General features: G+C 63.4%; 12 protein-coding genes and 1 pseudogene. 4 read left to right on the top strand and 9 right to left on the bottom strand.

Annotated features, from left to right (window positions below; genetic code table 11):
• Positions 1–46: 46 nt before the first annotated feature.
• The 5 genes and pseudogenes from NKG60_RS16130 to NKG60_RS16110 all read right to left on the bottom strand — a co-directional run bounded on the left by NKG60_RS16130 (position 47) and on the right by NKG60_RS16110 (position 7,316).
• A complete protein-coding gene (locus NKG60_RS16130) occupies positions 47–475 on the bottom strand; it encodes a VOC family protein (RefSeq protein ID WP_352664711.1) in 429 nt (142 codons plus the stop codon).
• 128 nt (positions 476–603) lie between these two features.
• A complete protein-coding gene (locus tag NKG60_RS16125; protein ID WP_023719167.1) occupies positions 604–777 on the bottom strand; it encodes a hypothetical protein in 174 nt (57 codons plus the stop codon).
• 103 nt (positions 778–880) lie between these two features.
• Positions 881–2,409: pseudogene (locus NKG60_RS16120) on the bottom strand (ABC-F family ATP-binding cassette domain-containing protein).
• A gap of 370 nt (positions 2,410–2,779) precedes the next feature.
• Positions 2,780–5,956, bottom strand: coding sequence for an excinuclease ABC subunit UvrB (gene uvrB / locus NKG60_RS16115; RefSeq protein ID WP_352664713.1), 3,177 nt, complete (start codon positions 5,954–5,956; stop codon positions 2,780–2,782).
• Between the two features lie 112 nt (positions 5,957–6,068).
• The gene (locus tag NKG60_RS16110; RefSeq protein WP_352664715.1) at positions 6,069–7,316 is read right to left on the bottom strand and encodes a hypothetical protein; all 1,248 of its coding nucleotides are present in this window, start codon (positions 7,314–7,316) and stop codon (positions 6,069–6,071) included.
• 143 nt (positions 7,317–7,459) lie between these two features.
• On the opposite strand from NKG60_RS16110, the gene NKG60_RS16105 reads away from it, so the two are divergent.
• From NKG60_RS16105 to NKG60_RS16095, 3 genes are all read left to right on the top strand, one after another.
• Positions 7,460–8,500 carry a CapA family protein gene (locus NKG60_RS16105; RefSeq protein ID WP_352664717.1) on the top strand — a complete coding sequence of 347 codons (1,041 nt, stop codon included), beginning with the start codon at positions 7,460–7,462 and terminating at the stop codon, positions 8,498–8,500.
• Between the two features lie 73 nt (positions 8,501–8,573).
• On the top strand, positions 8,574–9,053 hold the full coding sequence (locus tag NKG60_RS16100; RefSeq protein ID WP_352975134.1) for a hypothetical protein: 480 nt from the start codon (positions 8,574–8,576) through the stop codon (positions 9,051–9,053).
• Positions 9,050–9,544, top strand: coding sequence for a DUF3137 domain-containing protein (locus NKG60_RS16095; protein ID WP_352975133.1), 495 nt, complete (start codon positions 9,050–9,052; stop codon positions 9,542–9,544). Before NKG60_RS16100 ends, NKG60_RS16095 begins: the two co-directional genes overlap by 4 nt.
• A 13-nt stretch (positions 9,545–9,557) precedes the next feature.
• On the opposite strand, the gene NKG60_RS16090 is transcribed toward NKG60_RS16095, so the two are convergent.
• Positions 9,558–10,052: a YegJ family protein gene (locus NKG60_RS16090; RefSeq protein ID WP_352664721.1), complete on the bottom strand. Its 495-nt coding sequence runs from the start codon at positions 10,050–10,052 to the stop codon at positions 9,558–9,560.
• Between the two features lie 192 nt (positions 10,053–10,244).
• Between NKG60_RS16090 and NKG60_RS16085 the strand changes: the two genes are divergently transcribed.
• The gene (locus NKG60_RS16085) at positions 10,245–11,867 is read left to right on the top strand and encodes an FAD-binding oxidoreductase (protein WP_352975132.1); all 1,623 of its coding nucleotides are present in this window, start codon (positions 10,245–10,247) and stop codon (positions 11,865–11,867) included.
• 8 nt (positions 11,868–11,875) lie between these two features.
• Here the strand turns inward: NKG60_RS16085 and NKG60_RS16080 are convergent, their stop codons facing one another.
• The 3 genes from NKG60_RS16080 to NKG60_RS16070 form a co-directional block, all read right to left on the bottom strand.
• Positions 11,876–12,391, bottom strand: a complete 516-nt coding sequence (locus NKG60_RS16080) for a hypothetical protein (protein WP_352664725.1) — start codon at positions 12,389–12,391, stop codon at positions 11,876–11,878.
• 159 nt (positions 12,392–12,550) lie between these two features.
• Positions 12,551–12,895, bottom strand: a complete 345-nt coding sequence (locus NKG60_RS16075; protein ID WP_352975131.1) for a hypothetical protein — start codon at positions 12,893–12,895, stop codon at positions 12,551–12,553.
• A complete protein-coding gene (locus tag NKG60_RS16070; protein WP_352975130.1) occupies positions 12,892–13,680 on the bottom strand; it encodes a hypothetical protein in 789 nt (262 codons plus the stop codon). The genes NKG60_RS16075 and NKG60_RS16070 overlap by 4 nt, the downstream gene beginning before the upstream one ends.
• Positions 13,681–13,682: the final 2 nt, after the last annotated feature.

The raw sequence follows: 13,682 nt of genomic DNA, 5'->3' as shown, positions 1-13,682 counted from the left end.
CTCTACAGCGGGGAGAGGTGATTTCAGACACAGCCTGCGTGGGATGCTAAGCTGCTTTCACCGGTGCGTTCATGGCCCATTCGACGCCGAACGGATCACGCATATTGCCCCAGCGGTCGCCCCAGAACATCACCTGCAACGGCACGACTTCCTCGCAGCCTGCCTCGATGGCCCGCTTCCACCAGGCGTCGATGTCGTCGCTGCCGAGATGGAGCTGCATGGTGTAGCCCTGCGGCTTCACAGCGGCCATTCCATGCTCGGGATAGAAGTCGGAAAGCATCAGGGTCGAACCGTTGATGTGGAGATGGATATGCATGGTACGGCCCTGTTCGTCCGACGGATAGGCAAAGACCTGCTCGGCACCGAAGGCCTTTTGGTAAAATTCTGCGGCTTTGAAAGCGCCGTCCAGCTGAAGGTAGGGCGTCAATCCGCCAAGCACTTTGGCGGCGGGCTGGGTCTGCGGCTGGTCATTCATGTCATGCTCCTCTTTGCGTCTGGTTTGCCTTTGCGAACCACAGGACGAACGGAACGGCGACGATCCTACACGGCCGATGGTTTTTTGGATTCGAAATGGCGTCTGCCGCGACGGCCAACTGCCACCTTTCAACCTTCGATGCGAATCCGCGGGCTGTTTTGCGCGTCGACGACGATTTCCGGCCAGCCAATATCTTTGCGCAGCTCGATCGGCAATGAAAGGATGGCGCGTTCGCTGCGATAACGGGCGCGAGCCGCCGAGTAACGCGTTACGGCGTGGCCTATGGATGACAGAATAGACATGATGCTTTCTCCTCGATTGGCGCCGGCATCACCGTGTCGGCGTCCCAAGGACGTGGCATGCGATCATCATCCGACAGAGCGCCGGAATTTTTTCCGCAATTTTTCAGCTGCCCGCTTCGGCAACCTCCTGGAAGAACCCCTCCGGGTCGTCGACTTCGGTCAGCCGCCGTTCTTGATCAGCCAGAAGCGGTTGCCAACCGCGCGGATGAAGGAGCGGTCGTGCGAGGCGAGCAGGCAGCTCGCCTGACGTTCCAGCAATTCCGCTTCCAGCGCTTCCTGGCCATCAATATCGAGGTGGTTGGTCGGCTCGTCGAGCAAATAGAAATTGGGATTGGCGAGCCTGAGCGCCAGCATCATCAGCCGCGCCTTCTGTCCGCCCGACAGCACGCCGATCCTGCGCTCCTGCATGTCGATGCTAACGCCGGCGCCCGCCAGCAGCGAGCGGGCGCGCTGCTCGCCGACATCGAATCTGCGCGAGAGCATCGCCAGCGGCGTGTCGTCGCCGCCGATGCCCGACAACGCCTGGTCGCTATAGCCAAGCACGGTCGACGGCGTCACCTTCACGCCTTGCGCTGCCGTTTCCGGCGCGACGATGGCATTCCGGATCAGGCCGATCAGCCGTGATTTGCCGACGCCGTTACGGCCGAGCAGGACGATGCGGTCGCCCTGGCAGATATGGCGCTTGCCGGTGCTGAACAGAACCGTGCCGTCAGGCGTTCCGACCACCAAATCGTCGAGCGTGATCAGCACCTTGGCATGGCTGCCGCGATTGGCGAGCTTGATCGCGCCCGCCGATCTTTCGCGGTGTGCCGGCGCTGCCGCTTCTTCCAGGCGCTCTGCCCGCTGGTTGAGCTGCTTGGTCTTGACCGTCAAAAGGTCGCTGCCGGAATTGATGCCGATATTGTTGAGCTTGGCCGCCTGTCGGCGCAGCTGCTGCGCCACTTTCATGTCGCGCTGGAATTTGCGTTCGGTCGAGGCGTCGACCTCGTCCAGCGCAAGCCTCGCCCGCGAATAGGACCGCGAAAACACCGGCGATTGTTCGGGACGCAGGAACAGCGTGCGGTTGGTCGTCGCGTCGAGGAACGCCCGGTCGTGGCTGGCGATCACCACCGGCACCTCGCGCGGCAGCGCGTTCAGCCAGGTCTCGAGCTGGCTGATCTTGGCGAGGTCGAGATGGTTGGTCGGTTCGTCGAGAAGCAGGACATCGGGATCGGTGACCCAGACGCGGGCGATCAGCGCCAGCCTTTGCCAGCCGCCGCTTAAGGCCCGCATCGGCCGCTCGCGCATCGGCTGCGGCACGTCGAGCGAGTCGAGAACCACATCGACGCGCCATTGCTCGCTTTCGGCCTGCTCGGCCGGCAAGGCGTCGGCCACCACCTCATGAAAGCTGCGCCCGGCCAGCGCGGCGGGGATGATTTGCTCGACATAGCCGACGCGCAGGCCGCGCGTGCGGGTGATGTCGCCTGTGGTGGCTTCGAACTCGCCCGTCAGGCACCTCAACAAAGTGGATTTGCCGCGACCATTGGCGGCGACGATGCCGAGCCGGTCGCCGGCGCCGATGGTGAGGTTGAGATGGGAGAAGAGCGGCGCACTCATGGTGACGCCGAGGGACTTGAGGCTGATCAGGGCCATGTCGATTTCTCTGGTCTGTCCGGAGTGATTCCGGCTGATGCACTTTGACGGTGCGCAGGCTGGCCATCAGGCTCGGCGTTGCAGCACCACGAAGGGCGGACCAAAAAAATCGAAGCGGGAAGAAAAACCCGGACCGTCTCTGGTCAGCCCTGCAAGCAAGCTCGCAGGGCAGAGACAGGGCCGCGCTGACGGTGGTGGTCGAAATACACGCAGCCCTCCTTTCAGAATGTTCGAGTATAGGGATTGGGTTACACCAGCGGCGGGGCGGATGGCAAGCGGTTGGCACTGGAGTGAGCGGAGCGCCGAAGCTGCCAATCTCCCCCCTTGTGGGGGAGATGTCCGGCAGGACAGAGGGGGGCGCGAAGGATCGCTACCGTCCCGGCCGACCCGTCTTGCCGGTGCGGCGCTTTTCGCGGCGGGCGTCGGCGGGATCCTCGTAGGAGCCGATACCGGCACGCTGGCGGACAATGGGTTTGGCGGAAACGTCGTGTTCCTTCGCGCCCCCCTCTGCCCTGCCGGGCATCTCCCCCACACGGGGGGAGATTGGCTGTGGTTTCGCCGGCACTTTTCCCTCAACCGGCTTCTCGGTCCGCCGCACCGTCATCTCGTCCAGTGAGTTCTTCCTGAACAGCGGCTTGGTCGGTTCACCCGGTATACCGAAATCCGAGCCGTGCGCCTCCTGCGCCGACTGTTTCTTGAACAGCGAACGGGACACCGCGCCTGACGGCGTCGGCATGTCGGTCCCAGGTCCCATATCGTCCAACGAAGGTTTCGCGAACAGCGGCTTCTTGACCGGCACGGCGCCGTCGGCGCCCATTTCGTCGAGCTCCGGCTTGCGGAAGAGGTTGGGCCGTGCAGCCTTGGCTGCCTCTTCGGCGGCACGTGCCTCGTCGAGCTTGCGGAAGCGCTCCTGTTCCTCTGATGTACGATGTTTGGCCACGCCCTTGTTGTGCTTGCCTTTTTCGCGGCCCGAGACCGGGCTTTCCATGTCGGCATATTTGGCCAGCGGATCGTCGGAGATGGACAGTTCCATCTCGCGCAGCCGCTTGATCTCGTCGCGGATGCGGGCCGCCTTCTCGAAATCGAGATTGGCGGCGGCGTCGCGCATCTGCTTGTCCAGGGCGTCGAGATGCGCCTTCAGATTGTTGCCCATCATCGCGCCGGCGCTGTCGGTGAACTGCGAAATGTCGGCGCGGACATGGTCCTTCTCGTAGACTGAATCCAGGATGTCCGAAATGCGCGACTTGACCGATTCCGGGGTGATGCCGTTGGCCGCGTTCCACTCCATCTGCTTTTCGCGACGGCGGTTGGTCTCGGCCATCGCCCGCTCCATCGAGCCGGTGATCTGGTCGGCATAGAGGATGACCTTGCCGTCGACATTACGCGCGGCACGGCCGATGGTCTGGATCAGCGAGGTTTCGGAGCGCAGGAAGCCCTCCTTGTCGGCGTCGAGAATGGCGACGAAACCACATTCTGGAATGTCGAGACCTTCGCGCAGAAGGTTGATGCCGACCAGCACGTCGAAGGCGCCGAGGCGCAGGTCGCGCAGGATCTCGATGCGCTCCAGCGTGTCGATGTCGGAATGCATGTAGCGGACGCGAATGCCCTGCTCGTGCAGATACTCGGTCAAGTCCTCGGCCATGCGCTTGGTCAGGACGGTGACCAGCGTGCGGTAGCCGGCTTTTGTCGTGTCGCGGATTTCGCCGACGACATCGTCGACCTGCGTCTTGGCCGGACGCACCTCGACCGGCGGGTCGATGAGGCCGGTCGGGCGGATGACCTGCTCGGCGAAGACGCCGCCGGACTGCTCCATCTCCCAGCCGCCGGGCGTCGCCGAAACCGCGACGGAAAGCGGGCGCATGGCGTCCCATTCCTCGAAGCGCAGCGGCCGGTTGTCCATGCAGGACGGCAGGCGGAAACCATACTCGGCCAGCGTCGCCTTGCGGCGAAAGTCGCCGCGATACATGCCGCCGATCTGCGGTATGGTGACATGGCTTTCGTCGACAAAGACCAGCGCATTGTCGGGAATGTATTCGAACAAGGTCGGTGGCGGATCGCCCGGCTGGCGGCCGGTGAGATAGCGCGAATAGTTCTCGATGCCGGCGCAGGAGCCGGTCGCCTCCAGCATCTCCAGGTCGAAGCGGGTACGCTGCTCAAGCCGCTGCGCCTCAAGCAGGCGGCCAGCCTTTTCAAGCTCTTGCAGGCGATACTTCAGCTCTTCCTTGATCGACTTGATGGCTTGATTCAAGGTCGGGCGCGGCGTCACATAGTGCGAATTGGCGTAGATCTTGACGCTCTTCAGCTCGCCGGTTTTCTGGCCGGTCAGCGGATCGAATTCGGTGATCGCCTCGATCTCGTCGCCGAACAGCGAGATGCGCCAGGCGCGGTCCTCGAGGTGGGCCGGGAAGATCTCGATCGTGTCGCCGCGCACCCGGAACGAGCCGCGGACGAAGTTGATGTCCTGGCGCTTGTATTGCTGGGCGACGAGGTCGGCGAGCAACGCGCGCTGGTCGAGACGGTCGCCGATCTGCATCTGGAAGGTCATCGCCGTATAGGTCTCGACCGAGCCGATACCGTAGATGCAGGACACCGAGGCGACGATGATGACGTCGTCGCGCTCGAGCAGCGAGCGCGTCGCCGAATGGCGCATGCGGTCGATCTGCTCGTTGATCGAGGATTCCTTCTCGATGTAGGTGTCGGTCCGGGGCACATAGGCCTCAGGCTGGTAATAGTCGTAGTAGCTGACGAAATACTCGACGGCGTTTTCAGGGAAGAATTTCTTGAACTCGGAATAGAGTTGCGCGGCAAGCGTCTTGTTGGGCGCCAGGATCAGAGCGGGGCGTTGCGTCTCTTCGATTACCTTGGCCATGGTGAAGGTCTTGCCCGAGCCGGTGACGCCGAGCAGCACCTGGGTGCGGTCGTTGCTGTTGACGCCCTCGACGAGATCCTTGATCGCGGTCGGCTGGTCGCCGGCCGGCTCGAAATCCGAGACCATCCTGATGGCGATGCCGCCTTCGGATTTCTCCGGCCGGGCCGGGCGGTGCGGCGTCCACAGCACGCCGTCCTTGTGCAGCGGATTGCCGGATTCGATCAGCGCCGACAGCGCTGCCACAGTGGCGGTAACGCCGCTGGAGGTCATCGTCTCGGCATCTTCGAGAGAAATGTCGAGGCCGGCAACCGGATTGAGACCGGCCGCAGTGCGCTCCCGCGCCGAAGCCGCGCCGCCCATCGAGGTGCCGCGTGCCGTACGGCCGGGGGAAGAGGAGCGTTCGGGGATCTTTTTCGCCGGCTTCGCTAATTTGCCGCCGACTTTGCCGGAAATGCGCCCTTCCTTCTCGGCTTCCTGCTCGATCTGCTCGGCCCAGTCGGTAATCGAGCCGGTCAGCGGCGCGCCGCTGAACTCGGCCTGCGGCGCCTCGGCAAAGCCACCCTTGTACAGAGGCTCCGAGGCATCGAGAAAATCGGTCAGCGGACTGCGCCGCTTGGGCGGCGAAGCGCGCTCGTCATTCGCCGGCGGCGGCGTTTTCTTGTCGGAGAGTCTGGCCATGGCCCGAATATGGGAGGTATCGGCCAAAATGGAAAGAGCGGAGTGGCGGGTGGCGCGAGGCGCAATTTGGCTGCTGACAGCAGGCTGTCAGGAGTGACGTCTAAGCACGCCCTCAGTTGAACCAAACGGCGAACGTCAGAAACCCGGCGCCGCCGAACTGGCGCTGGATCTGGTTGAACTCCTCGCTGGTGAGAACCTTGCCGCGTTCGAGATAGGGCGCGATGGCCGGGCCGGTGATCGACAGCACCAGGTCGAAGGGCTTCGGCTCGTCGAAGAAGCGCTTCATGTTGATGCCCTTGTCGGCGATGCGGAAATGCGGCAGCAAGCTGCGGCCTTCCAGGAGATCCTCGGCCATGGCCAGGGCGGCGAGCCAGGCCTGCACCTGCTGCTCGCCGACCTCGAGGCCGGTGAGCGGGCTGGCGCCTTTCTGTTGCGGCCCGGGCAGCCATTCGCGGTCATTGTCGGTTTCGGCGCGGATGGCTTTCCAGTCCTCGCGCGACAGCCGGATCATTTCCACGAGATGGCGGCGTGCCGCTTGCCGGCGTTCAGGTTCGACCACTTGCCAGTTGATGAGATGCACCAGGGAGATGAAGTCGGCGAGGCGCCATTCGGACGTCAGAATGCCGCCGCCCATGCCACCGTCCAGCGGCACGAGCGTATCCTGCAGCGGCAGTTTTGCGCGCGGGAACAGCATGTGGAAGGAGCCGTCGAACGTGTTCCTGAAATCATGCGCCAGCCAGAAGTCGGCCTGCGCCATCAGGAACTCGGCATAGCCCTGCAGCCAATAGCCGTCGGCGCGGTCGAAGCGGAAGGCGAGGGCGGCATCGGCCGGCGCGCCGCCCGTGCCTGACAGAGAGGCCATGATCGCCGCGGCGCTTTCGTCCGGCGCGATCTGGCCGTCCTCGTTGAGGTCGATGCCGAGGCGGGTTAGGTCGATGACCATGCCGATGTCCGCGTCGGCGGGTACCGAACCCAGCGTAGCTGCGGATTTCTCCAGCCGGTCGCGGAAGGCGACGAGAATGGCGCGGAATTGCTCGTAGGTCAGCGGCTCGGGATTGGCATTGTCCGGCACCGGCAGCCGCATCAGCGGCAGCATGAAGGATTGCGGGCTTTCGAAACCGTGGTGGTGCAGGCCGCCGGCCAGGATCTCCAGCGCGGTGAAGAATTCGCCGGCGCCGGCGGCGTAGGTCGCGGCCGGATCGCCGGGCGCGGCGGCTTCCAGCGCGGCAAGAGCGCTGTCGCGTTCAGCTACGGTTTTTGCCTCAAACAGGGCCGCCGCTTTGGGAGCCGCGGCGCTGGGTGAAGCCAGCGGGAGGAGAAGAATGATGGCGCACGCCACCAGCCTGGAAAAACGCTTCATCGTGATCGCCCCTTTTGTCGCTCCGCAGTGGATCATACACGCATTTGATTCGCTGCGCCTGTGGCCCTGTGGTTCACCGATGACAGTCGACGCTTCAATCAATCCGGCGGACGGTCTACACAAGGCAAACGATTGGGCGTCGCGTGTCGAACTATCCGCTTTCCTACAAACTGTCCTGGCTGCCACGCTTCCTCTGGCCTTCGCTCGATGGCGACGCGCGCGGCTTTGCACCGGCGGCCGCAGCCCTGCTCGAACCGCTGCCGGCGCGGACGGTGCGGCTGGCTTTCGTCGGCGATATCTCGGCGGTGGCCAATCGCCGCGCGCCGGACTGCGATCCGGCGATTGCGGCACTGCTTGCCTCGGCCGATCTAGTGGTCGGCAATTGCGAAAGCCCGGTGGTGGAGCGGCCGAGCGCTGTTTTGGGTACAAGGTTTGGCACGCATCACGCGATGAGCGAGCGGTTCCTTGCCGAGGCCCTGGCCGCCGTCGGCATCCCGCGTGAAAAACTGGTACTGTCGCTGGCCAACAACCATGTGCTCGACCAGGGTATTGCCGGCTTCGACGAGACCGTCGCCGCGCTGGAGCAATTAGGCATCCGCACGATCGGCACTGCGGCTCCGGTCGAGCGGTTTGCGGTTGGTTCGCTGACCATTGGCCTTGCCGCCTTTACCTTGTGGCGCAATACCGGCGCGGCTCAGTTCGCGGGCCGAGTCTCGATGCGAGGCGATCCGACGCAATGGCCGCACGATGCCGCTTCGGGTGTCGACCTCCTCTGCGCGGTGCCGCATTGGGATTGGGAATTCCGGCATTTTCCGCGTGCGAAGACGCGGGCACTGGCGCGGCTTCTGGCCGAACATGGCGTCGGCCTGGTGGCCGGACATCATGCCCACGTCGTGCAGCCGATCGAGCGGATCGGCAAGACGCTCGTTGCCTATGGGCTCGGCGATTTCTTCGGCACCGCCTTCGCGCGCCAGCCATGGCCGGGCCGCATCGGCGCCATTCTCGTCGTCGACATCAGCGACGATCCCGGCACGCGCGGGACCATCGCCGCCTACCGGCTGCATGCCTTCATGCGGCTGCGCGCCGGCGATCACGAGCGGCTGATGCCGGTCGAAGCGCTGGCGGGAAAATCCAGGCAAAGGGTTCTGGCCCGCCTCGATGCGATCTTCGGTGCCGGGCGCTGACGGCTGCGCTGACGCGGTCCATCAAACCGGCTATCATGCCCAACGCGGGCGGGCTTGTGGCGGCGGGTGGGTGATGGAAACTGCGGATTTCATGCCGAGCGAAGCGGTGATCGCCGGCCTCAGGAAGGACATCGAGGCCTACGAGGCGCAAAGGGCTTCGGCCTATCGCCGGACGCGCTGGCGGGTGCCGCTGTTCATCGGATCGGTGGTTGTCTTCGTGGTGTTTGTGGCCTGGCTCTTCAACGGGGTTGCCGACCCGAACGAGCAGTGGTTCTCGACCCCGCATGTGTTCCTCTATATCGGCGGATTCCTGGCGACGATCCTGCTCTATCTCCAGGCGATCAGGCCAGCGCGCAAATTGCAGCAGTCGTTCCGCAACACCTTGCTGCCGATCGTCTTCGGCTTCATCCAGGACGTGCGCTATCAGCATGGCGTAACGCCGAACTCCTTCGATCGGCTGCCACGCGAGACGATTGGCGCGTTCAACCGTTCATATTTCGAGGACGTCGTTTCCGGTCGGTACGAAGACTTTGCGTCGAGCTCTATGAGGTGACGCTGCTGGAGAGGAACGGCAAGACCACATCGCAGGCCTTCAAGGGCGTCATTATCGCGTTCGACACCATTGCGCCGTTCCCGGGAAAGTTGGTGGCGGCGCGCCGTGCCAATATGGTGGTCGGTTTCTTCCGAGGCATGTTCGGCGGCAAGACGGAACAATTGTCATGCGGCGTACCCGAACTCGACGCCGCCTATGAGTTCCACACCGACAACATCGAAGCGGCGCGGCCGCTGGTGACCGGCCGGCTGGCGCAGGCGCTCGAATGGCTCGGCGAAACATGGCCGAAGGAACCGGCACGCGTCGCGCTCAACGGCAGCGACGGCTTTCTGCTGCTTCCGCAGACGAAGAACTTCTTCGAACTGCCGGACATCTCTGTGCCGCTCGACTATGCCAAGCATGTTGCGCCGATGATCGCCGACCTGGCCACGATCCTCGCGACCGCGGCACTGGTGCGCAAGATCGGGGCGAGGGACGAGGAGGCGGATTAGTCCGGCTGGGCGGTCAGCAATCGAAGCCGTATTGGCTACGCATGTAGTCGACTTCTTCCTTCGACATCGACTTGAACATCACACAAACGGTGAAACTGCCAACCTGGTGACCGTTTCTGGTGTATCCCCAGTCGGAAATATCGTCTCGGTTGAATTCGATATACTGGCCAGCCACGACGTTGTGGACACTATGTGGCTCATTCGCCAATATCCCCACGAATCCGTTTTCGGTCCGCTGGAACGGGATGACCCAGAAGTGTTCGGTGACGTTTCCGTCCTTGATCATCACCTTCAGTTTGAATGTGTCCGTTCCAGGTGGCGGTGTCTGGGATAATGCCAGGAATTCATCCAAGCTGGCACGTGCCTGTGCAGTCGCCGCCGCCATATCTGGATCGTCAGGCGCGACTGCGACGACGCTGTCGTCGCCCTGACTGGAATCCTGAGCCTCAGCGGATATCGGAGCAAGCGCTAGCATCAGGGACAGAATCGCGCGGGACAGGTGCTTCATGGAATGGCGCCCTTACAATGGTCAGCATCATCATGGATCCGTTCGTATTTTCAATCATAGCGCGAAAAATACCTTCGCTGCAACCATAAGAAAATGCTCCTGATGCCGCAACTGCCGCTCTAGTTCTGCTACGCACTCCGGCTATGGTTTTTGCCGGAAGCTCGCGCTATCTCTGAGGCGGCGAGGGGTAGCATGGTCGAAGAACGCAAGGGGTTTCGCCTGTCGCGGCGGCTGCTGCTGGGGGCGGCGGTGGTGGGCGGCGCGATGCTGTGGGGCGGCACGACCGTGGCGCGGCTGGCGCGCGGTCCGTCCGGGCAGAAGAATTCCGGGCGCATTGCCGACATTGACGGGATCGACCTGGCTCAGAAGCCGCTGGAGGGCCCGCCAGCCTACGATCCGGCGCTACCATGGCTGACCAAGGGCGGCGACATCAACGATGCCAGCGGCCTGTCGATGACGCCAGTCTACGGCGTCATCGAAGTCAGCGAGGAAGACCACATTGCGAGCGCGTTGGCCTTTGCCCGCACCAATGGCCTGAAGGTCTCGATCGCGGCGGTGCGCCATTCGATGGGCGGCCACGCTTTCGACGACAACGCACTGGTCCTCGACATGCGCAAATTCAACAAGGTCAGCGTCGATGCGGCGACGAAGACGATGACCTTGCAGCCCGGCGCGCGCTGGCACGACATCCAGAACCTTTTGCACCCGCGCTTCGCGGTGAAGGCGATGCAGTCGACCGACATCTTTTCGGTCGGCGGCTCGCTGTCGGTCAACGCGCATGGCATGGACCACCAGGCCGGCTCGGTCGCCGGCTCGATCCGTTCGATGCGGGTGATGCTGGCCGACGGTTCGGTGACAACCTGCTCACCAGCCGAAAAGACCGAGCTGTTCCGCCACGTCGTCGGCGGCTACGGCCTGTTCGGCGTGGTGCTGGAGGCGACGCTCGACATCGTCGGCAACGCCGTCTACCGGACCTCGCGCGAGATCATCAAATCGGACGACTTTCCAAAGTTCTTCGCCGAGGTGCTGGAGCCAAACAGGGCGATCGGTCTGTTTTATGGGCATCTGTCGACTGCGCCGGGCAATTTCCTCGAGGATATGATCGTCTACCGCTATGACAAGGTGGCCGACCAGCCGCCGGCCGACCAGCCGGCAATCGGCGAACCGGGTTCGGTCGGGCTCAAGCGGGTGATCATCAACCTGGCGAAATGGGGCAGCCTGTTCCAGGAGCTGAAATGGTTCACCGAAAAGACACTGGAGCCGCAATTCGAGAGCTGCACGGTGGCGCGGACGACGGCAATGGCCGAGGGCGAGGCCTGCCTCGTCACGCGCAACAATCCGATGCACGATTCAGTGCCGTATCTGTTCAACGATCTGCTCGATGAGACCGACATCCTGCACGAGTATTTCATCCCGCGGGCGGCCTATAGCCCGTTCATCGCGGAAGCGCGCGAGATCCTGCGCAACCAGAGTCTGGCGGTGCTCAACGCGTCGGTACGCATCGTCCACAAGGAGGATGTGGCGCTGAACTATGCGCCGGAGCCGGCCTATTCGCTGGTGCTCTACATCAATCAGCCGACAGACGCCGACGGCAATGCCAGGATGCGGGCGCTGACAAGGGCGCTGATCGACGTGACGATCAAGCATGGCGGGCGTTTTTTCCTGCCCTACCAGCTTCATTATACGGGCAAGGAACTTCTTGCCTCCTATCCGGAACTGCCGTCCTTCCTGGCGAAGAAGCGGCAATACGATCCGGGCGAGCTGTTTTCGTCGATTTTTTATCGCGCCATCAAGGCACTGATCGGCACGGCCTGAAGCGGCGGTTACAGACCGTCAGGCAGCTTCGTCGCCAGCCAGTTCGCCGAACGCCTGGCGATGCCGATCGTTGCCGATGCGGCGCGGTCGAGATCGGTCTTGACCACGGCGTAGCCGGCCTTCGTGCGGTAGAGCACGGCGCGGCCGCCATCGACCGCCGCTTCATAGGCCACCGGCCGGACGGCTTCCGTTTCCGTCGCCGTAGCCTGCGTTCCGACCGCAGCACTGGGCCGATGGCTCAGTTCCGGTGGCAGCGGGTCTGTCGCTGCCGTGCTGGCCGTCGTCAATTCAGGCTCGGAAGCGGTCGCAGCGAGCTGCGATGACGAAGACGAGTTCTGTGTCCGGCAGATGCCCGAGACCAGCGGATAGTCGAAATTGCGCTCGTGCAGCATCTGGCTTTTCATCGCCGCTTCGCATTCGGCGATGGTCGACCATTTGGCGGGCGTCTCGCCGATATATTCGCAAAGCCTGGCGTCGCAATCGCAGCCGACGATGGTCATGGCGACAAGGGCGGTCTTTATCACGGTCTTGTCCCTCCGAGTTGCCTGGCGCATGTGCGCAGGACAAATTGCTGCGGCATCATCAATCATTGCGGAACAAGGCGGGATTTGGCCGCGATTGTGGAATGAGCGTGGCGGAGCCTCACGCAACGTCTTGTCGAGGCGGGCTGTGACCGAAAGGCCTCAGTAATCGTAGACGTGCTCGAGCCTGGCGCCCGCCGTCATCAGCGCCGGCAGCACGAGGTGCAGTTTGCGCACGGCGACGGTCAGGCCGGTGCGGCGCGTGGAGGGTTCCGCCGGAAGCGGGTAGCTGAACAGTGCGCGCGCACCTTCGGGAACATTGATCTCGTCATTGGAAAGCATAGTGACCATGATCTCGTCATTGCCGCCGATCTCGACGAAGGAGACGCCCTTGCCGATCAGGCGCGGGATCATGTCGGTGAACACCTGGTAGCGCCTGGTGACGAAGACCGTGCCGTCGGCGCCGAGATCGCGCTCCAGCAAGGTGTCGGGCTCGTTGCGCGTCACCTCGCTGACCGGACCCTTGGCCCAGACGTGAATGTCGAGCAGGCCGGGTCGGTGGTGGCGGCGAGCGCCGACTTGATCAGATCGGCGTAGCCCTGCTTGATGGTGTCGGCGAGGCCGAAGGCGAGCTTGCGTTCGCTGGTGCGGACGGCGCTATCGTCCGCTGCCGGCTGGACGGCAAACAGGCCGGCACGCTTTTCGGCATAGGGAAACTGGTACCACGGCACCTGGTCGAGAAAACCGGCATAGTCCGCCGCCACCTTCGCCTGGTAGATGTCGACCGCGGTGCGCTTGCCGGCTGTCGCTTCGGTGACGCGGCCGACCGTATTCTCATAGGCCCACTGGATAGCGTGCTCGATCGTGTGGCTGGTGCCGATGATCACCAGCATCTGGTGGTTGTCGAGGTTGAACTTGTAGGTGGAGCTGGCGCGGATGACCATCGCATAGTCCTGCCAGAAGCGGCCGATATAGGAGAGATAGGGAAAACCGCTCGGCTGGTTCTTGTCGACGAAGCCGGCATATTCGCGGGCGGCGTAGACGATGGCCCATTCCGGATAGGTGAGAAAGGTCGATTCCTCCGGCCGCTGGTAGCCGGGGATCTCGGCACGGACCTTGTCGGCCAGCGCCTTCGGCGGGGCACCCTCAGTCACGCCCGGCAATGGTGTTGTGTCCAGCGACGGCGTCGTGAGAAAGCCGTAGGCCAGCCCGGCGATCGGGATCAACACGATAATGACGACGAGCCAGAGGATCGCCTTGATGATGCGCTTCAGCCAGAGGAACAGGAACATGG

This window comes from Mesorhizobium sp. M1428 (assembly GCF_040317515.1).
Taxonomy (GTDB): Bacteria; Pseudomonadota; Alphaproteobacteria; order Rhizobiales; family Rhizobiaceae; genus Mesorhizobium.
Note: the sequence above shows the minus strand (reverse complement) of the source record. Positions and strands in the feature narration are given on the sequence as shown.

Excerpts from the sequence above, each read along its gene's own strand:
- NKG60_RS16130 (WP_352664711.1), bottom strand. The coding sequence starts at position 475 with ATGAATGACCAGCCGCAGACCCAGCCCGCCGCCAAAGTGCTTGGCGGA.
- NKG60_RS16125 (WP_023719167.1), bottom strand. The coding sequence starts at position 777 with ATGTCTATTCTGTCATCCATAGGCCACGCCGTAACGCGTTACTCGGCG.
- uvrB (WP_352664713.1), bottom strand. The coding sequence starts at position 5,956 with ATGGCCAGACTCTCCGACAAGAAAACGCCGCCGCCGGCGAATGACGAG.
- NKG60_RS16110 (WP_352664715.1), bottom strand. The coding sequence starts at position 7,316 with ATGAAGCGTTTTTCCAGGCTGGTGGCGTGCGCCATCATTCTTCTCCTC.
- NKG60_RS16100 (WP_352975134.1), top strand. The coding sequence starts at position 8,574 with ATGGAAACTGCGGATTTCATGCCGAGCGAAGCGGTGATCGCCGGCCTC.
- NKG60_RS16090 (WP_352664721.1), bottom strand. The coding sequence starts at position 10,052 with ATGAAGCACCTGTCCCGCGCGATTCTGTCCCTGATGCTAGCGCTTGCT.
- NKG60_RS16085 (WP_352975132.1), top strand. The coding sequence starts at position 10,245 with ATGGTCGAAGAACGCAAGGGGTTTCGCCTGTCGCGGCGGCTGCTGCTG.
- NKG60_RS16070 (WP_352975130.1), bottom strand. The coding sequence starts at position 13,680 with ATGTTCCTGTTCCTCTGGCTGAAGCGCATCATCAAGGCGATCCTCTGG.